19 protein-coding genes are annotated in these 26,169 nt (G+C 68.8%); 9 read left to right on the top strand and 10 right to left on the bottom strand.

Annotated elements, in window-relative coordinates; translation table 11 throughout:
* Positions 1-114 precede the first annotated feature (114 nt).
* Together G3545_RS24055 and G3545_RS24050 are read right to left on the bottom strand one after the other, a co-directional pair.
* Positions 115-2,265 (bottom strand): L,D-transpeptidase family protein, encoded by a 2,151-nt coding sequence (locus G3545_RS24055; protein ID WP_246702553.1) that lies wholly within the window; start codon positions 2,263-2,265, stop codon positions 115-117.
* Positions 2,266-2,435: 170 nt separating this feature from the next.
* Positions 2,436-3,107, bottom strand: a complete 672-nt coding sequence (locus G3545_RS24050; protein WP_170016404.1) for a response regulator — start codon at positions 3,105-3,107, stop codon at positions 2,436-2,438.
* Positions 3,108-3,261: 154 nt separating this feature from the next.
* Here G3545_RS24050 and purE point away from each other — a divergent pair, with 154 nt between their 5' ends.
* The 3 genes from purE (at position 3,262) to G3545_RS24035 (ending at position 6,235) form a co-directional block, all read left to right on the top strand.
* On the top strand, positions 3,262-3,762 hold the full coding sequence (purE, locus tag G3545_RS24045) for a 5-(carboxyamino)imidazole ribonucleotide mutase (RefSeq protein WP_170016402.1): 501 nt from the start codon (positions 3,262-3,264) through the stop codon (positions 3,760-3,762).
* Positions 3,762-4,838: a 5-(carboxyamino)imidazole ribonucleotide synthase gene (locus G3545_RS24040; protein WP_170016400.1), complete on the top strand. Its 1,077-nt coding sequence runs from the start codon at positions 3,762-3,764 to the stop codon at positions 4,836-4,838. Before purE ends, G3545_RS24040 begins: the two co-directional genes overlap by 1 nt.
* A gap of 398 nt (positions 4,839-5,236) precedes the next feature.
* Positions 5,237-6,235, top strand: coding sequence for a protein-methionine-sulfoxide reductase heme-binding subunit MsrQ (locus G3545_RS24035; RefSeq protein WP_170016398.1), 999 nt, complete (start codon positions 5,237-5,239; stop codon positions 6,233-6,235).
* A gap of 68 nt (positions 6,236-6,303) precedes the next feature.
* Here G3545_RS24035 and miaA read toward each other — a convergent pair whose 3' ends face one another.
* Entirely contained in the window at positions 6,304-7,212 is a 909-nt protein-coding gene (gene miaA / locus G3545_RS24030) for a tRNA (adenosine(37)-N6)-dimethylallyltransferase MiaA (protein ID WP_170016396.1), read from the bottom strand.
* Between the two features lie 69 nt (positions 7,213-7,281).
* Between miaA and serB the strand changes: the two genes are divergently transcribed.
* Positions 7,282-8,166 (top strand): phosphoserine phosphatase SerB, encoded by an 885-nt coding sequence (gene serB / locus G3545_RS24025; protein ID WP_170016394.1) that lies wholly within the window; start codon positions 7,282-7,284, stop codon positions 8,164-8,166.
* A 170-nt stretch (positions 8,167-8,336) separates the two neighbouring features.
* On the opposite strand, the gene G3545_RS24020 is transcribed toward serB, so the two are convergent.
* Both G3545_RS24020 and G3545_RS24015 read right to left on the bottom strand, forming a co-directional pair.
* Positions 8,337-12,062: an AsmA family protein gene (locus G3545_RS24020; protein WP_170016392.1), complete on the bottom strand. Its 3,726-nt coding sequence runs from the start codon at positions 12,060-12,062 to the stop codon at positions 8,337-8,339.
* Between the two features lie 81 nt (positions 12,063-12,143).
* On the bottom strand, positions 12,144-13,559 hold the full coding sequence (locus G3545_RS24015; protein ID WP_170016390.1) for an FAD-linked oxidase C-terminal domain-containing protein: 1,416 nt from the start codon (positions 13,557-13,559) through the stop codon (positions 12,144-12,146).
* 242 nt (positions 13,560-13,801) lie between these two features.
* Between G3545_RS24015 and G3545_RS24010 the strand changes: the two genes are divergently transcribed.
* Together G3545_RS24010 and G3545_RS24005 are read left to right on the top strand one after the other, a co-directional pair.
* Positions 13,802-14,314: a thioesterase family protein gene (locus tag G3545_RS24010; RefSeq protein WP_170016388.1), complete on the top strand. Its 513-nt coding sequence runs from the start codon at positions 13,802-13,804 to the stop codon at positions 14,312-14,314.
* 319 nt (positions 14,315-14,633) lie between these two features.
* The gene (locus G3545_RS24005; protein WP_170016386.1) at positions 14,634-14,849 is read left to right on the top strand and encodes a hypothetical protein; all 216 of its coding nucleotides are present in this window, start codon (positions 14,634-14,636) and stop codon (positions 14,847-14,849) included.
* A 5-nt stretch (positions 14,850-14,854) separates the two neighbouring features.
* Here G3545_RS24005 and G3545_RS24000 read toward each other — a convergent pair whose 3' ends face one another.
* The 3 genes from G3545_RS24000 to G3545_RS23990 all read right to left on the bottom strand — a co-directional run bounded on the left by G3545_RS24000 (position 14,855) and on the right by G3545_RS23990 (position 19,259).
* Positions 14,855-15,769, bottom strand: coding sequence for a 50S ribosomal protein L11 methyltransferase (locus G3545_RS24000; protein WP_170016384.1), 915 nt, complete (start codon positions 15,767-15,769; stop codon positions 14,855-14,857).
* An 85-nt stretch (positions 15,770-15,854) separates the two neighbouring features.
* Positions 15,855-18,254: a UvrD-helicase domain-containing protein gene (locus G3545_RS23995; protein WP_246702936.1), complete on the bottom strand. Its 2,400-nt coding sequence runs from the start codon at positions 18,252-18,254 to the stop codon at positions 15,855-15,857.
* Between the two features lie 192 nt (positions 18,255-18,446).
* A complete protein-coding gene (locus G3545_RS23990; protein WP_170016381.1) occupies positions 18,447-19,259 on the bottom strand; it encodes a transporter substrate-binding domain-containing protein in 813 nt (270 codons plus the stop codon).
* Positions 19,260-19,360: 101 nt separating this feature from the next.
* Between G3545_RS23990 and G3545_RS23985 the strand changes: the two genes are divergently transcribed.
* The 3 genes from G3545_RS23985 to G3545_RS23975 all read left to right on the top strand — a co-directional run bounded on the left by G3545_RS23985 (position 19,361) and on the right by G3545_RS23975 (position 22,192).
* A complete protein-coding gene (locus G3545_RS23985) occupies positions 19,361-19,990 on the top strand; it encodes a LysE family transporter (RefSeq protein ID WP_170016379.1) in 630 nt (209 codons plus the stop codon).
* A 2-nt stretch (positions 19,991-19,992) separates the two neighbouring features.
* A complete protein-coding gene (locus G3545_RS23980) occupies positions 19,993-21,819 on the top strand; it encodes an aminopeptidase P family protein (protein ID WP_170016377.1) in 1,827 nt (608 codons plus the stop codon).
* A gap of 220 nt (positions 21,820-22,039) precedes the next feature.
* Entirely contained in the window at positions 22,040-22,192 is a 153-nt protein-coding gene (locus G3545_RS23975) for a DUF3309 domain-containing protein (protein WP_170016376.1), read from the top strand.
* Positions 22,193-22,256: 64 nt separating this feature from the next.
* Here G3545_RS23975 and ligA read toward each other — a convergent pair whose 3' ends face one another.
* Both ligA and recN read right to left on the bottom strand, forming a co-directional pair.
* Entirely contained in the window at positions 22,257-24,428 is a 2,172-nt protein-coding gene (ligA, locus tag G3545_RS23970) for an NAD-dependent DNA ligase LigA (RefSeq protein WP_170016374.1), read from the bottom strand.
* A gap of 6 nt (positions 24,429-24,434) precedes the next feature.
* Positions 24,435-26,114 (bottom strand): DNA repair protein RecN, encoded by a 1,680-nt coding sequence (gene recN, locus G3545_RS23965; protein WP_170016371.1) that lies wholly within the window; start codon positions 26,112-26,114, stop codon positions 24,435-24,437.
* Positions 26,115-26,169 lie beyond the last annotated feature (55 nt).

Here is a 26,169-nt window from a genome sequence, read left to right as displayed (position 1 = left end):
ATCGTCATGGCCGGGCTTGTCCCGGCCATGACGGTCTCCGGCGCTGTCAGGAATCGAGATCCCCGGCACGAGGCCGGGGATGACAGGGTGATCTTGGAATTAAGGCGTGGGTTCTCAGCGCGCCGGGGTCGTCGTCGCGCCACGGTCGGCCATGCGGCGGGCGCCGTCGAGGCCGAGCATCAGCTTGGTCTGCGCGTTGATGCCGTAGAGGTCCTCGCGCGACACCAGCGATCCGGCCTCGTTCACGAAGGTGGTGAAATAGACCAGGTGGACCGGGAAGCGCTGCTTCAGGTTCACATATTTCTCGTTGCCGCCAAGCTGCTTCGAGATGCGGCCCTGCGACCACGGATCCTGCGGCATGCCGAGCGCGAAGATCGCCTCGCCGAACTTCAAGGGCTCGTACACCCGGACGCAGCCATGGCTGTAGGCACGGCGGTCATTGGCGAACAGCGAGCGGCTCGGCGTGTCGTGCAGATAGACCGAGTGCTTGTTCGGGAACATGAACTTGATGCGGCCCAGCGCATTGCGCTCGCCCGGCGGCTGGCGGAACGCATAGCCCTGCGTGCCGCGGCTCCAGTCGACCATGCTGGGATCGACCACCCGGCCATTGCGCACCACGTCGATGCCCTGGCGTGCCAGATAATAGGGATCGGCGGCGAGGCGCGGCAGCATCTCCTTTTTGGCGATGCCGGGCGGCACGTTCCAGGAGGGATTGAAGACGATGTATTCCATGTCGTGCGTCAGGATCGGGGTCTGGTTCTCCGGCTTGCCGACGACGACCTTGGTCTCGTGGAACGGCTTGCCGTCCTTCACGATGCGGACCATGAATTCCGGGATGTTCACCATCACATAGGTCTGCGCCATGTCGTGCGGCAGCCAGCGCCAGCGCTCCATATTGGCGATGATGTCGCCGACCCGGCGCTCGCCGGTGTCGTTCATGGCGCTGATGGTGCCCTTGCCGATGATGCCGCTCGGCGGCTGGCCGGTCTTGGCCTGGAACGACTTAACCGCCTCGACCAGATCGTGATCATAGACCAGGTTGTCGGCCTCGCCCGGCAGGCCGAGCCGCGCGCGCAGGATCGGCACCCGCGGATCGCTCATGTTCGGGCGCAGCACCTTGCCCTGCGGCACTTGCGGCGGCGCCACCGCGCTCTGCTCGGGACGCATCTCCGCCAGCTTCGCCTTGAGGGCGGCATAGCCGGGATATTGCGGGGCGAAGCCCGCCAGCGCGCCGCGCACATTCGGCGTGGTCGTCACCAGCGCCAGCACCGCGGCCGGATCCGGCGGGGTCAAAGTGGGATCGACATTCTCCGAGATGCGCGCCGGGTTGAAGCGGCCGACCTGCATATGCCGCGCATAAGCGAGCGTGGCTGCGGCAAGCCGCAATTCGGTACCGGCGACGTCGGCGTCGGTGGCGTCCGCCTTCGGCGCGGCCACCGCATAATCGGCGGGAGACAGGCCGTCGGCGGCGGAAGTGGCGAACACCGCCAGCACCGCCTTGCCGAGCGGGGAGATTTCGTGGCCGGCGGTGAATACCTGCGTGCCGCCGCGGGCCGCATAGAACGCCGCGAGCGCCTCGCGCTCGGCCTTCTGCGTGACGATGGCGTCGAGCGCCTTGCCTTCCAGCAACGCCGACACCTGCATCGCGACCGGGTCGACGACCACGGGCTCCGGCGTCGCGGCAACAGCGGCCGGCTCGGAAGCCGACGGCGCAGCGGCCGGCGCCGGCGCCTCGGCAGTCGCCGGAGCGGTCGTCATGGCCGGCGCTGCAGCCGGCGCTTCAACCGCAGCATTCTGCGGCGCGGTTGTCTGCGGCGCGGGAGTCTGCGGCGCCGGCTCGGCCACTACAGGTGCGAGCGGCGCGGGTGCAATCGATGCGGGCGCGGTCGGCGCAGGCGGTGCCGCTTCAGCGGTGGCAGCGGCCGGCTGATGAGTCGCCGCCCCGGCTTCCGCCGCGGTCGGCTCCGGAGCCGTGGGGGCCGGCACGGCGGCAACCGGATCGGAGGTGGAAGGTGCCGCGCCATCGGAGGTGCCCATGCCCGCGCTGTCGGTGGTCTCGACCGAACCTCCCGCGGCGTGCGGGGCGCTCTCTTGCGGTGCCGGCAAATCGGGGCCTTGCTGAATTTCCGGTCCCCGTTGAACGGTATTTTCCTGTGCCTGTGCCACGAGCATCGGCAGCGCCAGCCCAAGGGCGGCGACCGAAAGCGACAGCGCGGCAACCGCGGCTATCGCCGTGCCCGAAAGAAGCTTCAGCCGGCCAGACATGACTTTCTCCGTTCCATCGTCCGTCGCGATGCTTTCATCGGCTGCGCGCCCTGAACCCTTTCTGAACAATGTCCCTCTCCGTACAACTCACGAAGCCGGCACAGCGTTCAAAAACCCACATACGTCACTCCGGTGCCACACGCCGCTTGCGATCCGGCACCATTTCTTGCCTAGGTCGCCTCGTCGAGCCCAAGCTCGGCGAGCTTTCGATAGAGCGTCGAGCGGCCGATCTTCAGCCGCCGCGCCGCTTCGCTCATCCGCCCGTCATGGTGGGCGATGGCGAATCGGATGATCTCGGCCTCCAGCTCGTCGAGCGGTCGCATCCGCCCGTCCATGTCGAGCATAGCCAGCATCGGCGAATCCGCCGGCACTATGTCGGGGGCGGCCTCGATCGCCGGGGCGGTCTCGATCGTCTTGGCCGGCGCCGCGGCACCATTGTGCCGCATGCGCCGCACCTCGCGCTTCAGTGCCGCCTGCGCCAGCGCATTGGCGAGCGACACCTGGAGGCGCTCGATCGCAACCGGCTGCACCACGAAGTCGCACGCCCCGGCCCGCACCGCGGCAACCGCCGCATCGACACTGCCATGGACGGCCTGCACGATGACCGGCGTCTCGATGCCGAGCGCGCGCAGCCGGGCGAGCACGCTCATGCCGTCGAGACCCGGCATGGTCAGGTCGAGCACGACGCAATCGACTGGCGCGGCGTGGACGTCGGACAACCGGCGCACCGCCGCCTCGCCACCGTCCGCGGTAAGCGGCTCATGGCCGAGCCGGCGCAGCATCGCCTCGATGAGGCGGCGTTGCACCGGATCGTCGTCGACAACGAGGACACGGGCGATCATGCAGCATCCGGCGGTGTGATTGCGTGCCAATGTGGGACGCAAACGTAAACGCGTCATTAACCTTGGCAAAACCGCGGCAACGCCGTTTTCCCGCTTGCCGCAGGGGCGGCGATTCCTATAATCCGCGCCTTCTTTTTCGGGGAAAGCACGCGAAATGACCGCGTCGACGACCGCGACGGCGCCGCCGGTCGCCATCATCATGGGAAGCCAGTCCGACTGGGAAACCATGCGCCACGCCGCCGAGACGCTGGACGCGCTCGGCGTCGCGCACCGCACGCTGATCGTCTCCGCCCACCGCACCCCGGAGCGCATGTTCGAATTCGCCAAGGGCGCGCGGGCTGCCGGCTACAAGGTGATCGTCGCCGGTGCCGGCGGCGCGGCGCATCTGCCGGGCATGGTGGCCTCGCTCACCTCGCTCCCGGTGCTCGGCGTGCCGGTGGAGAGCAAGGCGCTCTCCGGCCAGGACAGCCTCTATTCCATCGTGCAGATGCCCGCCGGCATTCCCGTCGGCACGCTGGCCATCGGCAAGGCGGGGGCGACCAACGCCGCCTTGCTGGCCGCCGCCGTGCTGGCGCTCTCCGACGATGCGCTCGCCGCACGCCTCGACGCCTGGCGCGCGGCGCGCACCGCCGCCGTGAACGAGCACCCGGTCTGATGCTGAAACCCGGCTCCACCATCGGCATTCTCGGCGGCGGCCAGCTCGCCCGCATGATCGCACTTGCCGCCGCCCCGCTCGGCCTCAAGGCGCACATCTTCGCCCCCGAGGCAGGCAGCCCCGCCTTCGAAGTCGCGGCCGCCTACACTGAGGCCGCCTATGATGACGAGGCGGCGCTGGAGCGCTTTGCCCGCGCCGTCGATGTCGCGACCTACGAGTTCGAGAACGTGCCGGTCGCCACCGCCGAATTCCTCAGCGAGAAGGCCCCGGTGCATCCCGGCGCCCGCGCGCTCGGCATCACCCAGGACCGGCTGGTGGAGAAGAGCTTCATTGCCGGGCTCGGCATCGAGGTGGCGCCGTTCGCCGCAGTGAACGATGCCGCCGAGCTGGAGCATGCGCTTGCCCATATCGGCCGCCCCTCGGTGCTGAAGACCCGCCGCTTCGGCTATGACGGCAAGGGCCAGGTGATGCTGCGCGAGGCCGACGAGGCCGACACCGCCTTCGACGCCATCGGCCGGCACCCGGCGGTCCTGGAAGGCTTCGTGCCGTTCGTGCGCGAGGTCTCGGTGGTGGCGGCGCGGCGTGCCGACGGTGCGTTCGCGGCCTATGAGGTGACGGAGAACGAGCACCGCCACCACATCCTGCACCGCTCGACGGTGCCGGCGAACGTGACGCCCTCAGCCGAAGCCAGCGCCCATGCCATCGCCCGCCGCATCGGCGATGCGCTCGGCTATGTCGGGGTGTTCGCGGTGGAGCTCTTCGTGGTCGGCGAGGGCGTGGATCAGCGCATCGTCGTCAACGAGATCGCCCCACGGGTCCATAATTCCGGCCATTGGACGCTGGACGGCGCCGAGACCAGCCAGTTTGAGCAACATGTTCGCGCCATCGCCGGCTGGCCGCTCGGTTCGCCGGCGCGACGTGGCGTACGGGTCGAGATGACCAATCTGATCGGCAGCGAGGCCGACCACTGGCACAAGGTGCTGGAGGAGCCCGGCGCGCACCTGCACCTGTACGGCAAGGCCGAAGCCCGCCCCGGTCGCAAGATGGGGCATGTGACGCGGGTGTTCTGGGGCTGAGCGCGCTCTGCGTGAGCATCCTTCGAGGCTCGCTACGCTCGCACCTCAGAATGACGTGCTTATAAAAACGACGTCATCCTGAGAGCCTGACCGAAAACTCCAATCGGCCCTCATCCCCGGACTTGATCCGGGGATCCAGCCCCTCCGCATGCACCCGGTTGAAGTCTGGATCCCCGGATCAAGTCCGAGGATGAGGGTGGAAAGGTGGCTCCTTCAACGGATAAGTCGAATTTTGAGTCAGGCTCTGAGGTGCCCGGCATAGCCGGGCGTAGAAGGATGCTGAAGCAGAGGGTGGGTGCCCCGCTCACGTCATCGTGCACGCGCTGCCGTAACCGCGTCCGCACCGCCGTCGTATCTGGGGTATTCACGTCCCCACTCCAGCACGGCATCCTGTTCCCATGCCCTTTCTTCGCGAACGCAACGGCAAGCTCAGCCCTGAGAAGATCATCGCTTTCATCGGCGTGCTGCTGCCGCTCGGCTGGCTGCTGTGGCGCGCGCTCGGCGGCGAATTCGCCGGTGCATTCTCCGGCCCGCCAAGCCTCGGAGGACCTGGTCTCGGCGCCCCGGGCCTGGGTGGCCCCGGTTTGGGCGGTCCTGGTTTAGGCGGTGGCGGCCTTGGCGGCGGAGGACTAGGCGGCGGAGGATTGGGCGATGGTCCGGCACTGGGTGCCCGCCCCATCGTCGAGGTCATCCGCTATATCGGCGAATGGACCATCCGCCTGCTGCTGATCACGCTGGCGGTGACGCCCGCGCGCCGGCTGTTCAACTGGCCGAAGCTGCTCTCGGCGCGCCGCACCCTCGGCGTCGCGGCGATGAGCTATGTGCTCATCCATTTCGGCCTCTACATCATCGACCTCAATGGCGACCTCGCCATGGTGGCGCGCGAGATCGTGCTGCGCATCTATCTCACCATCGGCTTCATCGCGTTGGTGGGTCTTGTCGCGCTCGGCTCCACCTCGTGGGACGGCGCGGTGCAGCGCCTCGGCTCGGAGCGCTGGAACCAGCTGCACATGCTGGCCTATCCGATCACCGCGCTCGGCATCCTGCACTTCTTCATGCAGCAGAAGCTTGACGTCACCGAGCCGACCCTGATGGCCGGCATGTTCGTCTGGCTGATGGGCTGGCGCATCGCCCAGCGCTTCAATCGCGGCACCGACAGCCTCGCGCTCGTCGTGCTGGCGCTGGCCTCCGGCGTGCTCACCGCGCTGCTCGAGGCCGGCTGGTATCTCGCCGCCACCGGCGTCGATCCGAAGCTGGTGCTGGAGGCCAACCTCGCCTTCGATTATTCGATTCGCCCGGCCTGGTGGATCGCCGGCCTCGGCCTCGCCATCGCGCTGGCAAGCCGCCTCGCGCTGCAAGTGCGCCCGCTGCCGGCGCGGCGCCCGGCGCGGGCCTGAGGGCACCCGGCGCTGATACCGGGCTCTCTCCCTCTCCCCGTCGGGGAGGGGGAATTGAGCGCAGAGCTCTAAGGAAACGTCTCCCTGAACACCCGTGCAGCCTCTTCGGGCGTGAGGTGCAACCAGCCCTCGAACTGGTGGCGGAACCAGGTGTCCTGCCGCTTGGCATAGCGCCTGGTGTCTTGGACCCCGCCGGCCGCCGCGTCTTCCAGCGTGATCCCCCCGGCGAGATAGCGCGCCAGCCATGGCACGCCATGCGCCTTCAGCACCGGTCGGTCCGCCGGTAACTCGCGTGCCAGCAGCGCCCGCACCTCCTCCAGCGCGCCCTGCCCCAGCATCGCGTGGAAGCGCCGGGCGATGCGCTCGCGTGAGGCGTCGCGCTCGACGTCGAGGAAGATCTTCAGCGCATTCGCCGCATCGATCACTGCCGGCCCGGCGGCCTGCGCCTGCCAGCGGGCGAGCGGGCGGCCGGTGGCCTCAAACACCTCCAGCGCCCGCATCAGCCGCTGCGTATCGGATGAGCGCAGCCGCGCCGCCGTCTCCGGATCGAGCGCGACGAGCCGGGCGTGCAGCTGCGGCGCGGTCTCGCCGCGCCCCCGCACCCGTGACCGGATCTCTTCCGGGATCGAAGGAATGGCGGAGAGCCCCTCGGTCAGCGCCTTGAAATAGAGCCCGGTGCCGCCGATCAGGATCGGTAATTGGCCCGCGGCCTCGGCTTCAGCGATGGCCGCCTTCGCATCCTCGACCCAGCGCGCGGCAGAATACTCCTCGGCGCCGTCGACATGGCCGTAAAGGCGATGTGGCGCGCGCGCTTCCTCCTCCACGGTCGGCCGCGCGGTGAGCACCCGCAGGTCGCGATAGACCTGCATGGAGTCGGCATTGATGACGGCGCCCCTGGCACGCTCGGCAAGGCCGAGCGCCAGGGCCGACTTGCCGCTCGCCGTCGGCCCTGCAATAAGCACCACCCGCGGGGCCAAATCCTGTCTCCGTATCTATTTCCAGTTCCCTTCTTGCCCGGCCCGTAGTCGCCGGCAACCCCTGATGCCATGCAGCACTCGCACGTCGCCGTCCTGATCTCCGAGCCCGGCGCCCGGGCACTGTCCGCCGCGGTCCTTGCCGCGGCCCGCGCTGCGCTTGCCGACGCCGGCGAGCCGCGCATCCTCGACAAGGGTGTCGCCGCCGAGATCCCGTGCGTAGCCGGTGCCGATATCGACGCGCTGCGCGCCGCTTTGGCGCCGGCACCGCTCGATGTCGCCATCCTGCCCGCGGAGGGGCGGCGCAAGAGGCTGTTCCTCGCCGATATGGATTCCACCATGATCGGCCAGGAATGCATCGACGAGCTGGCCGACTATGCCGGCATGAAGCCGCATGTCGCCGCCATCACCGAGCGCGCCATGCGCGGCGAGATCGCCTTCGAGCCGGCGCTGCGCGAGCGCGTCGCGCTGCTCAGGGGCCTGCCGCTTTCGGTGGTGGACGAGGTGATCGCCAAGCGCATCCGCCCCACTCCCGGCGGCGCGGCGCTGGTGCGCACCATGAAGGCACACGGCGTCTATACGATGCTGGTCTCGGGCGGCTTCACGCTGTTCACCGGCCCGGTCTCGGCCGCCATCGGCTTCGACGCCCACCGTTCCAACCTGCTGCTGGTCGACAGCGGCCGCTTTGCCGGCACGGTCGCCGAGCCGATCCTCGGCCGCGAGGCCAAGCTGGCGACGCTGATCGAACTACGGACCGAACTCGGCCTTGCCGCGTCGGAGACGCTGGCGGTCGGCGACGGCGCCAATGACCTCGCCATGCTCGGCGAGGCCGGCCTCGGCGTCGCCTATCACGCCAAGCCCCAAGTCGCCGCCAGTGCCCATGTGCGTATCGACCACGGCGACCTCACCGCCCTGCTCTATCTGCAGGGTTACGCACGCGAAGAATTCGTCGCCTGAGCGGCTTCTCGTAACTCAGCCCTGCCGCGAACAGTGCCCATTATTAACGCCCTCATGGCCGGGCTTGACCCGGCCACCCAGACTTCAGCCGGGTACGTGCGGGTGGGCTGGATCCCCGGGTCAAGCCCGGGGATGAGGGACGATTGGGAATTATCAGCCGGTCAAGAGACCTATTGCGGCACTGTCGCCGGCGGCCGCAGCGGGCGGTCCGGGCCGATGGTGATCGGCGGCGGCAAGGGCGGCAGCATCAGGTCCGGCAAGCCGAAATCCGGCTGGTCGACCGGCTCCCGCGTCGCCGGCGGCTGCACAACGCGAGCGCGCCGCGGTTTCGGCGGTGCCGCAGCGGGGGGCGGTGATGCGGCCGGCCTCACGGGCGTCGGCTCGGCGGCGACGGCTGGCGGAGGCGCGCCGGGCGCGGGTGTCGGCATTGGCGCTACCGCTGGCAACTGAGGGGGAGCCGCAGGAGGAGCGGCAGCCGGCGGCGCCACAACAGGTGCCATCGGTGCCGGAACCGCGGCAGTCGGCGCAGCTGGCGCGGGCGGCGCCGCGGACGAGCCGTCCGGTGCGTCGGTCGAACGGCCGGCATCCATCACCGGGGAGCGGCCATATTCCGCTTCCAGCCGCTTGGTCTCACGCTCCAGCGCCCGCATGTTGATCGCCGCGCCGAGCGCCGCGGCATCGAGCCGCCGGTCCGGATTGGCGATCGGCCCGCGCCATTGCACCGTCACCGATGGCGGCGCGGTGGCACGCGGATCGGCGGCGTCTTCCATCTCCACCGAGGCATCGATGGCAAGCCGTGCCAGATCGAGGCTGCCGTCGAGCGCGAAGCGCTGGGTGCCGAGGGCGACGCGCGCGGTGCCGGTCTTCGCCACGCCGTTCAGCACGCTGAGCGAAGCATCGACCCTCGGCAGGTCGAGCGGCCCGCGCGACAGTGCGTCGGCGACCAGCTGCGCCAGCTTGCGGCCGTCCGGCGGCGCGCCGCGCTCAGTGGCCAGCATCACATATTGCAGGCTGCGCGGATCGGCGCCGTTCAGCTCGAAATCGTCGATGGCAAGGCTGCCCTGCCCGGCCAGAGATTGCGCCAGCAGCGCCGGCGATCGGCCCGAGCCAGCAAGGTCGAGCCCGATCGTGACCTTGCCGTCCAGCGCCGGCTTGGCGCTCACCATGGTAAGCAGGGTGGTGAGATCGGCGCCGGTGAGTGCGAGATGGCCGTCTGCCGCCAGCACCTCGCCGCGGCGCGCCAGCTTCAAGGTTCCGGACAGCATGCCGCCGGCGAAGCGGCCCGACAGGTCCTCGATGGCGGCGCTGCCGGGTGCCAGCCGTGCCCTGAGCCGGGCATCGGCCAGCGGCAGGCCGACCGGCATGTCAAGCCGGCCCACAGTGAGTGACACCGTGGCGGCGAGGTCCGGCAACGGCTGCGGCCCGAACCGTCCATCCGGCCAGGCGCCATTGCCACCGGCGCGGCCGGCGACCAGCGCCAGCGCGCGGCCGAGGGACCAGCGATCGAGCCTGATATCGGCGTCCACCGGCTCCGGCCGGTCGGGCCCGTAGCCGAGCGAGCCTTCGATCTTGCCGCCGGACAACGTGCCGACGAGCCCGTCGATCCGCCACGTCGCCTCGGGACGGGTGAGCGTGCCGGCGAGGTTCACCGGCACCGCGCCGACACCGTCGGCCGCCGCGGCGACGACCGGGAACAGCTTGGCGAGATCGGCGGTGGCGAGCGAGACCTGCAGCGTGGGACGCCAGTCGCCGCCCGTGTCCTTCGTGAGGTCGCCGCGTGCGGTGAGGTTCGCCCCGGCGAGCAGCAGTTGCGCATCGAGCTTCGGTGCGAGGGTGGCGTCGAGGCGCGCCGGGCCGAGCTTCGGGCGCAAGCCGGGCACCCCGAAGCGGCCGAGCAGGTCGGCGCCGTCGGCGATGTCGAGCGTCAGCTTGCCGCTTTGCTCCCCGCCACCAAGGCCGAAGGCGGCGGTGCCGCTCAGCCCGCCGAGCCGCCCGCTGGCGGTGATGTCGGAGCGCCCGTTGGCGGCGGCGAGCTTGAGAGTGAGGTCGACCGGCGCCAGCACCGGGGAGAGCCTCAATGCCAGCGCATCGAGCCCGGCCGGCCCGAAGGTCTGCGCCAGCACCGCAAGCCCGTCGGCCTTGGCGCCAGTGAGGCGCGCCTCGAAGCCGCCATCGAGCTGGTCCGCGCTCGCGAGCCGGCCCTTGCCGGTAACGTCGAGCCCACTGAGATTGCCGATACCGAGCCGGTCGATGGACAGCCCGCCATTGCTCGCCGCAAGCGTCAGGCCAAGCTTCGCCGCCGGCAGGCCGGAAAGCCGGACATTGGTGCCGTCAAAGGCGAGCGCGACGTCCACTGCATCGCGCCCGCTTGCCAGCAGCCGCCGCGCCGGTGGCAGCAATGCATCGAGATCGACGCCGTCGCCCTTCAGGGTCGCATCCAGCTTGCCGCGTCCGCCGGCGTCCGGATAAGCGTAGCCCGCGGTTCCGGTCAGCCGCAGCGTCCCGAGCCCGAGCGCCAGATTGTCCAGCCGGACCCGCGCCGGGCCGGCGGCGATGGTGCCCTTCAGGCTCGCCGCGCCGGGCGGCAGGCCGGCGAGCAGCGTCGCGGCATTGGGCGAGGCCCAGCCGGCGAGCGTCGGCAAATCCTCGGCATCGATGGCGAGATCGCCGGCGAACAGGCTGTCGGCAGCGCCGCGCGGCACCCGGCCGGTTACCTGCACCGCGGCACGGCCGGGCAGCTTGGCGGCGAACGTCTTTACCTGCCAGCCATTGCCCGACCAGCCGAGATCGGCCTTCAGTTCGCGCACCGGCGCGCCGCCGATCAGCACGGTGTCGCTGGAGAGGGTGAGATTGCCGGCGGTGGTCAATTCCGCCAGCGGGGCCAGCGCCTGCGCGATATCGGCGAGCGCGGCGAGCGGCGCTGCGCCGACGGTCATGGTGTTGAGGTCGATCTGCCGCGCACCGAGCGCGAGATCGAGCCGCATCGGCGCGTGTGCCTGCGCCGGCGCCCCCGGAATGGCCGCAAGCTTGCCGGTCCCGGTGAGTTCGACCGGACGATCGCCTCCGCCGAGGCTCAAGGTGAGGTCCTGCGCCTCGATGCTCTCGCGGGTGGCGCGCGCCGTGCCGGCCAGGCTCCAGCCGGCACGTGCGAGCGGCGTCGCGGCGTCCTTGACAGGCTTGACCGTATAGGAGGAACGCCCCTCGAACGCCGGCTGGCCGCCGGCGAGGCGCAGCGTACCGTCCGCTTCGAAGCCGCTCGGCGCATTGGTGCCGCCCAGCACGACGCGCAGCTTCGACGAGCCGTCGGCCGCGGGCACGCCCAGCAGCAGCTTGACGATCTGCCGGTGCCCGTCGCTCTCGATCTCGCCATCGAGCTTGACCGGGCCGGTCGGGCTGCCGATCTCGCCCTTGAGATCGACGTCGGACAGCGCGAAGGAACGGCCGGTGGCGCGGTCGAGCACGTCCAGCGTACCGCTCTCGATGGCGAGCTCGGTGATGCTGAAGCCGCCGGGGGTGCGTGCGCCGGTCGGCAGCGCGATCCTGCCGGTGGCGTCGAGCACGAGACGCACCTTCGGCTTCACCACGGTGAGATGATCGGCGGCGAGTTCGCCCTTGAGCAGCGAGCCGAGCGCAAAGCTGCCGCGCAGCTCGGTGGCGGTGACCCCGGTGCCGACGCCGTCGGCGCCGATGGAGACGTCGTGCAGCACCAGCTTGGGTATGGGCAGCAGCTCGGCCGTGATCGGCCCGCGGATCACCACCGGCGCGCCGACGGCGCGCGCCGCCTGCGTCTCGAACGTGGCGCGCCACTGCGACCAGTCAATATAGGCCGGCGCCGCGAAGGCCGCGACGATGGCAAGGATGACGGCCGTTGCGAGCGAGAGCAGGACGGTCTGCACCCATCGTCTCCATGAACCGGCCGTGGCCGGGCGGAATGAACCGGCAGCAGCGCCGGGATGATCTTAGGGAACCCGATCAGTCTAGGGGAGGATTTTGGCCGGATTCATGATGTTCTGCGGATCGAGTGCCTGCTTGATCGCCCGCATGGCATCGAGCGCCGCGGCGCCATGCTCGGCTTCCATATATTTGCGCTTGCCCTGGCCGACGCCATGCTCGCCGGTCGAGGTGCCGCCCATGGCGAGCGCCCGCTCGGTGAGGCGGCCGACGAACGTCTTGACCCGCGCCACCTCCATCGGATCATCCATCATGATCAACGGCATGGTGTGGAAATTGCCGTCGCCGACATGGCCGACGATGGGCGCGATCAGCCCCATCTCCTCGATGTCGCGCTTGGTCTCGTCGACGCATTCGGCAAGCCGCGACAGCGGCACGCAGACATCGGTGGCCAGCGCCTTCGAGCCTGGGCGCAGCGGCAGCGCCGCCCAATAGGCATCATGCCGCGCCTGCCACAGTTTCGTGCGCTCCTCCGGCCGCGTCGCCCAGTTGAAGTCGCCGCCGCCATACTCCGCGGCGATCTCGCCGAAGCGCTCCGCCTGCTCGGCGACGCCGGCCTCGGTGCCGTGGAATTCGACGAACAGCGTCGGCTGCTCGACGAGCGTGAGCTTGGAATAGGCGTTGCAGGCCCGCACCTGCACCTCGTCCAGCAATTCGATGCGCGCCACCGGAATGCCGGACTGGATGGTGGCGATCACCGCATCGCAGGCCGTGCGGATGGTCGGGAAGCCGCAAATGCCGGCCGAGATCGCCTCGGGAATGCCGTGCAGCCGCAACGTCAACGCGGTGATGATGCCGAGCGTGCCTTCCGCGCCGATCAGCAGGCGGGTCAGATCATAGCCGGCGGAGGACTTCTTCGCCCGTCGCGCCGTGGTGACGATCTCGCCATTCGCCAGCACCGCGGTCAGCGCGATGACATTGTCCCGCATCGTGCCGTAGCGCACCGCATTGGTGCCGGAGGCGCGGGTCGAAGCCATGCCGCCGAGCGAGGCATCGGCGCCCGGATCGATCGGGAAGAAAAGGCCGAGGTCGCGCAGATGCTCGTTGAGCTGCTTGCGGGTGACGCCGGGTTCGACCGTGCAGTCGAGATCTTCCGTGTGCACCGACAGCACCCGGTTCATCCGCGACAGGTCGATGGAGATGCCGCCGAGCGGCGCATTCACCTGGCCTTCCAGCGAGGAGCCGGTGCCGAAGGCGATGACCGGAACGGCGTATTTCGCGCAGGCGCGCACGACTTTTTGAACATCCTCGGTGCTCTCGGCGAACACCACGGCGTCCGGCGCTTCGTTCGCCAACCAGGTGACCGTGTTGGCGTGCTGCTCGCGGATCGCGCGCCCGGTCGCCAGCCGGTCGCCGAAGTGGCTGGAAAGGCTGGCGATAACCGCTTCCACTGCGCTTTGCGGCGCGGTTTCCCCGGTGCGTTCCTCGACGAGTTCCGCCATGGCTGCTCCTCCTGCCCCGTATTCCTGTCCGGTTTATATGACGGCGTGCCTATACCGCATCGGACGTTTCGCCGCCGCCTCACGCGACGTTTCCACCAACAGGACGTCACATAAACCATGCCATCGTAAGATTTGAGTCATTCAATGGCCATTTGGGCAGGTGACGAGTGCATGGAAACTCGGCACAATGCCTTCCAATAGGGCATTCTCAACCAATCTCCGACCTCCGACAGGGGTGTGTCATGTTAGACGGGATCGACTTCGAGCCCGTATTCTTTGCTCCTTTCGTCTCGTCCGTGATGACGGTCGAGCCGAACTGGGTTGACTATAACGGGCACCTGAATTCGGCCTATTATGGCCTGCTGTTCGACCGCGCGGTGGACGAGGCGGTGTTCCTCGTGGGCCTCGGGCCGCATTATGTGGTGCGTCGTGCGGCCTCCTTCTTCACCGCGGAGTCGCATCTGCGCTTCCTGCGCGAGTTGCGCGCAGGCCAGGAGGTGCGGGTCGCTCTGCGCCTCGTCAATTACGACGACAAGCGGATGCACCTGTTCCAGGAGATGCACCACGCCCGGGAGGGCTGGACCGCGGCGACCTGCGAGCAGATCGCGCTGCATGTCGACATGGAGACGCGCCGCGTGACGCCGTTCCCGGACGACGTGCTGGAGCGGCTCGCCTTGATGAAGGCAGCGCACGGCGCCTTGCCTGAGCCCGATGGCCTCGGCCGGCCGTTGAACATGCCAGTCCGTCTGTCATAGGGCCTGCGCAGTTCGCAAACCCTGGGCGTCATCCCGGACGGCCAAAGGCCGATCCGGGATCGCGCAAACGCTCTTCACTGTGTCGCGATCCCGGCTCTCTGCGGAGCCTGTCCTCGGGGTTGCCGTAGCCAAGACCCGTGGGCTGCGGCCGGGATGACCCTCGTCATGGCGTCTCCAGACGCCCCATTCCATACCCCCGTGGCATACCAGCGCCGCGGGGCTGCCATGAGCGCATTGCGCTTTTTGTGCAGCGCCGTTGGTTTATGTTGCACTGCATAAAAGGAGGGGCCGATACCCTTCCCAAAGCAGGAGCAAACTCATGACCGTCGCATATTTTGACGAGTCCCGCGCGAACACCAAGGTACCCGCCGCGGCCCGCCCGGCCCGGGGTTTCTGGGGTCGCATTCTCGACCGGGTGATCGAGGCGCGTATGCAGCAGGCCGAGCGTGAGCTCGCCCGCCACCGCCACTTCGCCAGGTTCGATCCCAATTCCACGGCTCTGGTCTCGATCTGGCACCGCCCGCTCGGCGACTGATCGCTTCAGCCTCGCCGCACCGGCCTCTGCTGCCGGGCGGAGAGCTCCAGCGTGGTCCAGCCCTCAATGGTGCGCTTGCGCTTGAGACGCAGCCCTTGCGCCCGATAGGCCGCAAGCGCGCTCATCGCCTGTGGCGCCAGCAGGCCTGACAGCACCACCGTGCCGCCCGGCGCCAGCAGCGGGCGCATCGGCTTGGCCAGGCCCTTCAGCGGCCCGAGCAGGATGTTGGCGAGGATCAGGTCGAACCGCCCGGTCCGCCGGAATTCCCGCGCGCCCAGCCCCGGCGCGTGCAGGAATGTGATCTCGGCGCTTGCCTTGTTGAGCCGCGCATTCTCCCGCGACGTCACCACCGCCACCCGATCAATGTCGCTCGCCAGCACCGGGCGATGGAACAACCGCGCCGCCGCGATCGCGAGCACGCCGGTGCCGGTGCCGACATCGAGGGTGCGCCGCGGCTTGCCGCGCTTGGCCTGCGAGACGATGGCGTGCAGGCACCCCTGGGTGGTGCCGTGATGTCCGGTGCCGAAGGCCAGCGCCGCCTCGATCTCGATGCCGATGCGGTTCGGCGCGATGCGGCCGCGATCATGCGAGCCGTGCACCACGACGCGCCCGACCGCCACCGGCGCCAGTCCCTCCAGCGAAGCGGCGACCCAGTCCTTCTTGTCGAGCGTGGCGAACACCGCGGCATCCGCCGCCTGGGGCGCGACGATGCGCACCAACTCGCGCACGTTCGCCTCGTCCGGCGCCTCGCCGAAATAGACCTCCACCGCCCAGCTCTCGCCTTCCTCGAAGGCGGCGGTGGCGACCTCGGCCGGATCGAAGCTCTCGGCAATCAGATCGGCGATGCCCCGCGCTTCGCGCTCCGGGGCGGAGACCCGCATGATGTGCGTGGCGCCGTTCGGCGGCAGTCCTTCGAGCATTCCGATCCTCACATCTGCGCCCGCAGCGGAGCGGTTTAGTGCCAGATGAGCGGGCGGAGTGCCAGCATGTTTGCGGGGACGGTCCTCACCCCCGCTCGACGAAGCTGTCCAGCACCTTCTTCTCGCCGGCCTTGTCGAACTGCACGGTGAGCTTGTTGCCTTCCACGCCCACCACCTCGCCATAGCCGAACTTGATATGGAACACCCGCTCGCCGACCGCGTAGAGCGGCTCCGAGCCGGTGGACTTGGCGACCAGCTGACCCTCGATCACCCGCCCGCCGCCACCGTTCCGAGCTCCACCGCTCCACGTCCCGCCGCTGCCATAGCGCGAGGCCGGCTCGGCGAAGTTGCCGCGCTCGCGCGCCGCCTGGGCGCGCTGCCAGCCCGGCGTCGAATAGGAGGAGCCGAAGGTCTCGGCATTGTCGAAACGGCTCGGCCCATAGCCGTAGCGCCCGGCCTGTCCGCCGCCCCAGCCCTGGCCACCCTTGGATTCCGTCACCTCGACATGGGCGTCGGGCAGCTCGTCGAGGAAGCGGCTCGGCACGCTCGACTGCCACAGCCCGTGAATGCGCCGGTTGGAGGCAAAGAACACCTTGGCGTGACGCCGCGCCCGCGTCAGGCCGACATAAGCCAGCCGCCGCTCCTCTTCGAGACCGGCCTTGCCCTGCTCGTCGAGCGCGCGCTGGTGCGGGAACAACCCCTCTTCCCAGCCCGGCAGGAACACGATGTCGAATTCCAGCCCCTTGGCGGAGTGCAGCGTCATGATGCTGACCGCCGCCGCGCCGTTGCCGCCCTCGGTGTCCATAACGAGCGAGATATGCTCGAGGAATCCGACGAGGTTCTCGAACGGCTCCATCGAGCGCACCAGTTCCTTGAGATTGTCGAGCCGGCCCGCGGCGTCCGCCGAACGGTCCTTCTGCCACATCTCGGTATAGCCGCTCTCGTCCAGCACGATCTCGGCGAGCTCGCTCTGCGGCAGGCGCACCATCTGCTCGCGCCAGCGCTCGAACGAGACCACGAGGTCACGCAGCGCGAGCCGCACCTTCGGCTTCAGTTCCGAACTCTCGACCAGCTGGCGCGCGGCTTCCTGCAAGGGCACGCCGGCGCCGCGGGCATGCTCGTGGAGCTGGCGCAGCGCCGCATCGCCGAGCCCGCGCTTCGGCACATTGACGATGCGCTCGAAGGCGAGATCGTCGGCCGGTGAGGCGACGCAGCGCAGATAGGCCAGCGCATCGCGGATTTCCGCCCGCTCATAGAAGCGCGGGCCGCCGATTACCCGGTAGTTCAGCCCCAGCGTGACGAAGCGATCCTCGAACTCGCGCATCTGGAACGAGGCACGCACCAGTATGGCGACCTGGTTCAGGCTCTCGCCATGGCGTTCGAGCTGCTCGATCTCCTCGCCGATGGCGCGGGCCTCTTCCTGGCTGTCCCAGGCGCCGGTGACGGTGACCTTCTCGCCGATCTCACCTTCGGAGAACAGCGTCTTGCCGAGCCGGCCCTCATTGTGGGCGATGAGATGCGCGGCGGCGCCGAGTATGTGGCCGGTGGAGCGGTAATTACGCTCCAGCCGGATCACCTTGGCGCCGGGGAAATCGCTCTCGAAGCGCAGGATGTTGTCCACCTCGGCGCCGCGCCAGCCATAGATCGACTGGTCGTCATCGCCGACGCAGCAGACATTCCTCGAGCCCTGCGCCAGCAGCCGCAGCCAGAGATACTGCGCAGTGTTGGTGTCCTGATACTCGTCGACGAGGATATAGCGGAAGCGCTTGTGGTATTCCGCCAGCACGTCGGGATTCTCGCGCAGCAGGCGGATGCCTTCCAGCAGCAGGTCGCCGAAATCGACCGCGTTCAGCGCCTTCAGCCGCGCCTGGTAATCGGCATACAGCTTCTGCCCGCGCCCATTGGCAAAGGTGGCGCCCTCGCCGGCCGGCACCTGCTCGGGGCTGAGGCCGCGATTCTTCCAGCCGTCGATGGTGTTGGCCAAAAGCCGCGCCGGCCAGCGCTTCTCGTCGATGCTCTCGGCCTGCAGCAGCTGCTTCAGCAGGCGGATCTGGTCGTCGGTGTCGAGGATGGTGAAGCCGGATTTCAGCCCCACCAGTTCCGCATGCCGGCGCAGCATGCGCACGCCGATGGAGTGGAAGGTGCCAAGCCACGGCATGCCCTCCACGGCATCGCCGACCATGGCGGCGACACGCTCCTTCATCTCCCGCGCCGCCTTGTTGGTGAAGGTCACGGAGAGGATCTGCGAGGGAAAGGCGCGGCCGAGCGAGAGAATATGGGCGATGCGGGTGGTGAGCGCCCGGGTCTTGCCGGTGCCCGCTCCCGCCAGCACCAGGACCGGCCCGTCAAGCGTCTCCACGGCTTCGCGCTGCTCGGGATTCAGCCCGGCGAGATAATGCGCCGAAGCGGCGGAAGCCGGCGCTGACGCGGCCAGGGCGCGCGCGGCGATGCCGCCGGCGCGCGGCGCATGGGCCGGCGCAGGCACGCCCTTCCCCGCCGCAGCCGCGTTCGTTCTCGCCGCGGGAGCTTGCGGCAGGTCGAAGGGGATATCGAACGGCGGCTCGTCGCTGGACCGCTTCTTCAAGGGATCGGCCAAAATGGTCCTTGGGCTGTCACGTGATTCTCAACGTGAACAAAATGGCACCGGCATGTCGGTTTGGCGAGGGTGCGGCCGATACTAAGGCCGCGGCAGCACCTTCGTGGTGGCGGAGTCCTTGTCCGGCGCCATGCCGAACCAGCGCTTGTGGATGCGCGCCAGCGTGCCGTCCTGCTTCATCCGGGTGATGGCGGCATCGACCTTGGCGGTGAGCGGCGAATCCTTGGCGAGCGCGATGCCGTAGCGCTCCTGGCTGGGAAGCCGCGCGATCACCGCGAGATCCGGGCGCTTCAGCAATTGATAGAGCAGCGTCGGCAGGTCGCCGACATAGGCGTCGATAGCGCCCGCTTCGAGCAGCCGGACGCCATCGGACGAGCCCTGCGAGAAGCTGGTGCGTCCGAAACCATAACGCTGGGCATTCGCCGTCACCCAGCGCTCACTGGTGGTGCCGGAGGTCACGCTGACGTTCTTGCCGGCGAGGTCCCCTACGTCGCGCATGCCGGACTTCTTCATCACCAGCACGCCCTGCGCCGTCTCATAATAGGATTGGGTGAAGTCGATATAGGCAAGGCGCTCCGACGTGATGCTGATCGAGGAAACGGCAAGGTCGATCCGGTTCGATGCCAGCGCGGTGAAGAGATCGCGAAACGCCATGCTCTGGAAGTCGACCGGGCGGCCGAGGCTGCGGCCGATCTGCTGGACGAGATCGATATCGAAGCCTACGATCTCGCCCTTGTCGTTGCGGAACCCCCACGGCATATTGTCGATATAGGTGCCGACGCGCAGCGGCTCGCCTTGTGCACAGGCGGCAGTCGGAACGAACGAAAGCCCAAGCGCGCTCCCGCACATGGCAAGGAGCAGGCCGAGCACCAGCGCCCGCACACCGACCAGCATCGAACACCTGCAAGCTTGAGCCGGCGCACCGCGATTGACGCTGCCAGCGAACCGCCCGATGCTGGTGCAAGATGTCTCTCCCGTCCAGCCGGATTTCTCCGATGTTTTCAGGTCTTTATGTCATGACGGCACTGGCCGGCGCGCTATACGTGCTCTCGCCCGGCCCGGCCTTCCTGGCGTTGTTCGCGCTTTCCGCAGCCCATGGCCGGCCGGCCGGCGCCCGCTTCGTTTCCGGCCACCTGATCGGCGACGTGTTCTGGGGCACGCTGGCCTTCGCCGCCATCATCGGGGTGAGCCAGCTCGGCCCGACGCTGTTCGACATTCTCGGCATTGCCTGCGGGCTCTATCTGGTCTGGCTCGGCTTCAAGGCGGTCACCGCCAAGGCCGGCGCGGTCGCCCCGGTGGGCGCCAACCGGCCGATCGTTGCCGGCGTGCTGTTCGGCCTCACCAACCCGAAGGCCTATCCGGTCTCGGTGGCGATGTTCACCGCGCTGACCGCGAGCTACACCGCCGGCCTCACCTGGGCGGATGCGCCCTATCTGATGGCCGCCGCCTTCGCCGGCTTCGTCGCCGCGGATATCCTGCTGGTCTATATGGCCGGCCTCGCCCCGGTGCGGCGCTTCTTTCTGCGCCACGGGCTTGCCGTGACCCGCGTCGTCGGCGTGATATTCATCGCCTTCGGCGCCAAGTCCCTGGTCGATGCCGGCCGTTCCATCAGCGCGCGGGCCTGATCGTGTTCGAAGCCAAGTTCCAGAGTTTCGATGACGCCGCCGACCCGGCGCGCGGCACCGCCCATCTCGCCAAGCTGCGCGCCGAGCTCGACCGCCGCGGCCTCGACGGTTTCATCGTGCCGCGCGCCGATGCCCACCAGAACGAATATGTGCCGCCCAGCGACGAGCGCCTCGCCTGGCTCACCGGCTTCACCGGCTCGGCCGGCGTCGCCATCGTGCTGCGCGACAAGGCGGCGGTGGTGGTCGACGGGCGTTATACGCTGCAGGCCGCCGACCAGCTCGACCCCGCCTCCTATGTCGTGGTGCCGCTGGGCGACACCCCGGCGGAGCGCTGGCTGGAGCTGAACCTGCCGGCAGGCGGCCGCTTCGGCTATGATCCCTGGTTGATCACCATCGACGGCGTCGACAAGCTGCGCCGCGCGGTGACCAGTGCCGGCGGCACGCTGGCGGCGGTCGACAGCAATCCGCTCGACGCGGTGTGGGAGGATCGTCCGGCGCCTCCGACCGCGCCGGTCGTCATCCGCTCCCCGGCTCTGGCCGGCGAGAGCGTCGCGGACAAGCTGGCGCGCATCCGCGACAAGCTCCGCGACGAGAAGCTCGACGCCGTGGTGCTGTCCGATCCGCACGGCGTCGCCTGGACCTTCAACATACGCGGCGGCGATGTCGCCTTCACGCCCCTGCCGCTGTCCTGGGCCATTGTCCCGGCGGAGGGCCAGCCGACTTTGCTGATCGATGGGCGCAAGCTCTCCAATGAGGTACGCCACGAACTGGCGTCCCATGCCGAGATCGTCGAGCCCGCTTTTCTCGACCGCGCCATCGACCTCATTGCCTCCTCCGGGGCCACCATCCGGCTCGACCAGGCGACCGCGCCGGCGCTGCTCGCCGCGCGCATCGAGGCGGCGGGCGGCAAGGTGTTGAAGGGCACCAGCCCGGTCGCGTTGCTGCAGGCCTCGAAGAACGCCGCCGAGATCGCCGGCATGCGCGCCGCGCATCGCCGCGACGGTGCCGCGCTCGCCCGCTTCCTGCATTGGTTCGATGTCGAGGCGCCCAAGGGCCACCTCACCGAGATCGCTGTCGTCGAGGCGCTGGAGACCTTTCGCCGCGAGACCGGCGCGCTGAAGGACGTCTCCTTCCCCAGCATTGCCGGCGCCGGCCCGAACGGCGCCATCGTGCATTACCGCGTCAGCCGCGCCACCAATCGCCCGGTGAAGTCGGGCGAATTGTTCCTCATCGATTCCGGTGCGCAATATGAGGACGGCACCACCGACGTCACCCGCACGCTCCCGGTCGGCGAGCCGACAGCCGAGATGCGCGACCGCTACACACGGGTGCTGAAGGGCCACATCGCCATTGCCCGCTCGGTGTTCCCGCTCGGCACCACCGGCGCGCAGCTCGACCCCTTCGCTCGCCGCGCGCTCTGGGAGGCCGGGCTCGATTTCGACCACGGCACCGGGCACGGCGTCGGCGCCTATCTTTCGGTGCATGAGGGCCCGGCGCGCATCTCCAAGCTCGGCACCACGCCGCTGGCGCTCGGCATGGTGCTCTCCAACGAGCCGGGTTTCTACAAGACCGGCGGCTTCGGCGTGCGGCTGGAGAATCTCGAACTCGTGGTCGACGGGCCCGCGCCCGAGGGTGCGGAGCGCACGCTGCTCGCCTTCGAGACGCTGACGCTCGCCCCGTTCGACCGCCGGGTGATCGCGCGCGACCTGCTCTCCCCCGAAGAGATCGCCTGGCTCGACGCCTACCATGCCCGCGTGCGCGAGGAGATCGGCCCGCTGGTCGAAGACAAGGTGCGCGACTGGCTCAACGCGGCGACGCGACCGCTTTAATTCATGAGGTCGTCATCCCGGACGGCTGAAAGGCCGATCCGGGATCGCAGGAAGGTTAGACGCACTTTCGGCACGCGATCCCGGCTCACGCCTTCCGCGTGTCCGGGATGACGCCAACGTTCACAAATCGCGAATACATGCGGCGGTTCAATGGAACCATCGCTGACGACCCGCGTTTCCCCGACAGCCTGATCGCAGGGACTGGAACGGAGGCGACGCCATGTCCACTATTCTGATCATTATTTTGATCCTGATACTTGTCGGCGCGCTACCCAGTTGGGGTTACAGCCGCGGCTGGGGCTATGGCCCGAGCGGTATCGTGACAATACTTCTGATCGTCTTGATCGTGATGATGCTGACAGGACGAATATAAGCCGCGCCTCGTACAGAACTTTCGCGACTGACGTGATGGCCGGCCGCGCGCCGGCCATTTCGCTTTAACCGGCCCCCGCCAGTTCCAGCCACTCATCCTCGCTCAGCACCGCGACGCCGAGTTCGCGGGCCTTGGCAAGCTTGGAGCCGGCATCGGCGCCGGCCACCACATAATCCGTCTTCTTCGACACCGAGCCGGCGACCTTGGCGCCGAGGCGTTCCGCCATCGCTTTCGCCTCGTCGCGGGTCATCTTTTCCAGCGCGCCGGTGAACACCACGGTCTTGCCGGCGACCGCGCCACTGGCGGCCACCACTTCCAGCGGCTCCGGCGTCACTTCCTTCAAGAGTGCGTCGACCGCCGCCTCGTTGTTCGGCTCGGCGAAGAAATCGACCACCGCCTCGGCCACCACCGCGCCGATGCCCTCGGTGGCGACCATCTCGGCCCAGGCCTCGTTGCCTTTCGGATGCTCCTCGCCCGGCGGCACCGCATTGAGCGCCGCCTCGCGCAGCGCCTCGATGGTCCCATAATGGCGCAGCAGCCGCTTGGCATTGGTCTCGCCGACATGGCGGATGCCGAGCGCATACAGGAAGCGGTTCACCGGCACCTGCCGCCGCACCTCGATGGCAGCGAACAAATTGCGCGCCGAGGTCTCGCCCCAGCCGTCGCGATTCTTCAGCCGGGTCAGCGCTGCCGGGTCGGCATCGCGGGCGGCCAGCGTGAAGATGTCGGCCGGCTGCTTCACCAGCCCCCACTCATAGAACGCCTGCACCTGTTTCTCGCCGAGCCCCTCGATGTCGAAGGCGTCGCGCGAGACGAAATGGCGGATGCGCTCCACCGCCTGCGCCGCGCAGATCAGCCCGCCGGTGCAGCGCCGCACCACCTCGCCATCCTCGCGCACCGCATGGCTGTGGCAGACCGGGCAGAGGGTGGGGAATTCGTAAGGCTTCGCATCCGCCGGCCGGCGCTCGAGCTCGACACCGACCACTTGCGGGATGACATCGCCGGCGCGCTGGATCGTCACCCAGTCGCCCTCGCGTATGTCGATCCCGCCGCGGATCGGCTCGCCGCCACCGCCAATGCCCTTGATGTAGTCCTCATTGTGCAGCGAGGCGTTCGACACCACCACGCCGCCCACCGTGATCGGGGTCAGCTTGGCGACCGGGGTGAGTGCGCCGGTGCGCCCCACCTGGATCTCGATGCGCTCCAATTGGGTGATCGCCCGCTGTGCCGGGAATTTGTGCGCCAGCGCCCAGCGCGGCGAGCGCGAGACGAAGCCGAGGCGGCGCTGCAGCGCGAGGCTGTCGACCTTGTAGACCACGCCGTCAATGTCGTAGCCGAGGCTGGCGCGCTGCTCCTCGATGCTGTGGTAGTGCGCCAGCAGTTCTTCGGCGGTGCGGCAGACCACGGTTAGCGGATTGGTCGGCAGGCCCCAGCGATTGAAGGCGGTGATGACACCGGACTGCGTGTCCGCCGGAAGGCCGCCCTCGCTCACCTCGCCCCAGGCATAGGCGAAGAAGCGCAGCGGCCGGCTGGCGGTGATCTTTGGGTCGAGCTGGCGCAGGCTCCCCGCCGCCGCATTGCGCGGATTGGCAAACAGCGGCTTGCCGGCCTCTTTCTGGCGCTCATTGATCGCGGCGAAATCGGTGTGGCCCATATAGACCTCGCCGCGCACCTCGAACACCGCCGGCACGTCCTTCGCCTTCAGATGCTGCGGCACCTCGGAAATGGTGCGCACATTCTGCGTGACGTCCTCGCCCTCGAAGCCGTCGCCGCGGGTCGCCGCGACAATGAGCCGGCCCTCCTCATAGCGCAGCGAGCAGGACAGCCCGTCGATCTTCGGCTCCGCGGTCATCGCGACCTCGGCATCCGTCGCGAGCCCAAGGAAGCGCCGGATACGGGCGACGAACTCTTCCACCTCCTCGGCGGCGAAGGCATTGCCGAGCGAGAGCATCGGCACCGCGTGGCGGATCTTGGCAAACTTCGAGGACGGCGCGGCGCCGACCTTCTCGGAGAGGCTGTCCATTCCCTTCAGTTCCGGGAAGGCATCCTCGATCGCCTCATAGCGCCGGCGCAACGCGTCATATTCGGCGTCGGAGACGGTCGGCGCGTCGTCCTGGTAATAGCGCTTGTCGTGCCCGGCGATCTCCTCGCCCAGCCTTGCATGCTCCTTCGCCGCCTCGTCGGCGGTGAGGGCGGCGACATCGATCTCGGTGGTGCGTGCGGTGTCCGTGGCCATGACAGGCTATTTAACGGATTCTGCGCCCTTGAGCAGCCGGTCCGCGGCTGCTCGCGCCTCCGAAGTGACTTCCGCGCCGGAGAGCATGCGCGCGATTTCCTCGCGGCGATGATCAGGGGCGAGCGGCGCGACGCGCGTCGCCACCCGGTCGAGATCGGCCAGCGCCTCCTTGGCGATGCGGAAATGATTGCCGGCGCGCGCCGCCACCTGCGGCGCATGGGTCACGGCAACGACCTGCACCCGCTCGGCGAGGCGCTTCAGCCGCGCGCCGATCGCATCCGCCACCGCGCCACCGACGCCGGTGTCGATCTCGTCGAAGACGAGGGTCGGCGCCGAGCCCTTGTCGGCCAGCACCACCTTCAGCGCCAGCAGGAAGCGGGCGAGTTCGCCGCCGGAGGCGACCTTCATCATCGGGCCGGGGCGGGTGCCTGGATTGGTGCGCACCCAGAACTCGATGCGGTCGTAACCGTCGGCCTGGCCTTCCACCTCGTCGGTCTGGACATCCGTGGTGAAACGGGCACGCTCCAGCTTCAAGGGCGGCAGTTCGGCATTCACCGCCTCGTCGAGCGCGGCGGCAGCCTCGTGCCGGCGCCGCGACAGCTCGCCGGCGGCACGGCGATAGATCGCCTCCGCCTCGGCGACGCGGGCATCGAGCCCTTTCAGCCGCTCGGCGCCATGGTCGAGCGCATCGAGCGAATCGGCAAAGCGCGCAGCGACGGTCGGCAGATATTCGACCGAGCAGGCGTATTTCCGCGCCGCAGCGCGCAGAGCGAACAGCCGTTCCTCGATCTTCTCCAGCTCACGCGGATCGAAATCGGTCTCGGCCAGCGCCGCGTCGAGATACAGGCGGGCCGATTCCAGCGCATTCAGCGCCACGTCGATCGCCTCCACCGCCGGACGCACCAGCTTCTCCGCCTCCCCTGCCCGCCGCTCCAGCCGCCGCACCGTGGAAGCGAGGCCGGGCACCGGCGAGGCCGAGCCGGAGATGGCGTCCTGGGCCTCCGCGAGATCGGTGGCGATCTTCTCGAAGCGCATCATCTCGGCGCGGCGATCGGCAAGCCGCGCCTCCTCGCCGGGCTCGGGCGAGAGCTTCTCCAGTTCCTCGACGGCATGGCGGATGTAATCGGCCTCGCGGCCGGCCTCGGTGAGCCGCGCACGCTCGGTCTCGGCTTCGGAGCGTGCTGAGCGCAGGGTACGCCACAGCGTGCCGACCTCGGCCGCGGCGTCGCTCAGCCCGCCATAGGCGTCGAGCAAAGAGCGGTGCGATGCCGGATCGACCAGCGCACGGTCGTCGTGCTGGCCATGGATCTCCACCAGCCGCCGGCCGAGCGAGCGCAGCATCTGCGCGGAAACCGACTGGTCATTGACGAAGGCCCTGGTCCGCCCGTCGGCATGCTGCACCCGGCGCAGCACCAGCGAGCCTTCATCCTCGATGCCGGCCTCGGCCAGAAGCGCGCGGGCGGGATGATCGGTGGCGATGTCGAATTCCGCCGTGACCTGGCCCTGCGCCGCACCCTGACGCACCAGCGAGCCGTCACCGCGCCCGCCAAGGGCGAGGGTGAAGGCGTCGAGCAGGATCGATTTGCCGGCACCGGTCTCGCCGGTCAGCACGGTGAGGCCGGGCTGGAAGGCAAGGTCGAGCCGCTCGATCAGCACGATGTCCCGGATCGACAGGGCGGCGAGCATGAGAGGGCTCCGGAACGAATCCGCAACAGGCGGTCGACACCTTCTAGCAGTTCAC

Source organism: Starkeya sp. ORNL1, assembly GCF_012971745.1.
Taxonomy (GTDB): Bacteria; Pseudomonadota; Alphaproteobacteria; order Rhizobiales; family Xanthobacteraceae; genus Ancylobacter.
The sequence above is the reverse complement of the archived record's forward strand: the minus strand, read 5'-3'. Positions and strand labels throughout refer to the sequence as shown.